Here is a 644-nt window from a genome sequence, read left to right as displayed (position 1 = left end):
TATTGCTTCATTTTTGATATTGATAGCTGCGTTATAATCTCTATCGAGATTTACACCGCATATACAAGAATAGACTCGCTCAGACAATGATATATTTTTCACATTTCCACAACTGCTACATGTTTTTGTGGAAGGAAACCATTTGTCTATTTTCACAAGCTGTTTGCCTTGTTCATTTAGTTTATAAGCTAAGAAAGAAGTGAACATACCCCAAGCATTATCAGCGACGCTTTTTCCAAAATGAAGTGCTTGCGATATTCCCTTCATATTTAGGTCTTCAATAGCGACAACATCAAAATGAGTAGCTAACTCTTTAGACTTATGATGAAGGAAGTTCTTACGTTGGTTTGCTACTTTTTCATGCAGCTTAGCTACACGGATACGTTGTTTATTCCAACGCCCTGAACCTTTTGTACGTCTTGATAATACTCGTTGAGCCTTTGCTAATCGGTCTAACATTTCACGATAGAACTTAGGATAATTGGCTCTCTCATCCTCAGAACTGACGTATAATTGTTCCATCGCAAAGTCTAATCCAACAACTGTTTCTACTTCTTTTTGTACGACCTCTTTTTCGTATTCAGTCAAAATGGACACATAGTATTTACCAGTAGGTGTCATAGAAATCGTACATGACTTGATTA

General features: G+C 36.5%; 1 protein-coding gene. It reads right to left on the bottom strand.

All coding sequences use genetic code 11. The features are described from left to right. Positions 1-644, bottom strand: a 644-nt coding sequence (locus G9F74_RS29445; protein ID WP_165406432.1) for an RNA-guided endonuclease InsQ/TnpB family protein, incomplete at both ends; no start/stop codon positions are given.

Origin of the sequence: Bacillus sp. EKM202B (assembly GCF_011066025.1) — a bacterium.
In the GTDB taxonomy this organism is placed as follows: Bacteria; Bacillota; Bacilli; order Bacillales; family Bacillaceae_G; genus Bacillus_A; species Bacillus_A toyonensis.
The sequence above is the reverse complement of the archived record's forward strand: the minus strand, read 5'-3'. Positions and strand labels throughout refer to the sequence as shown.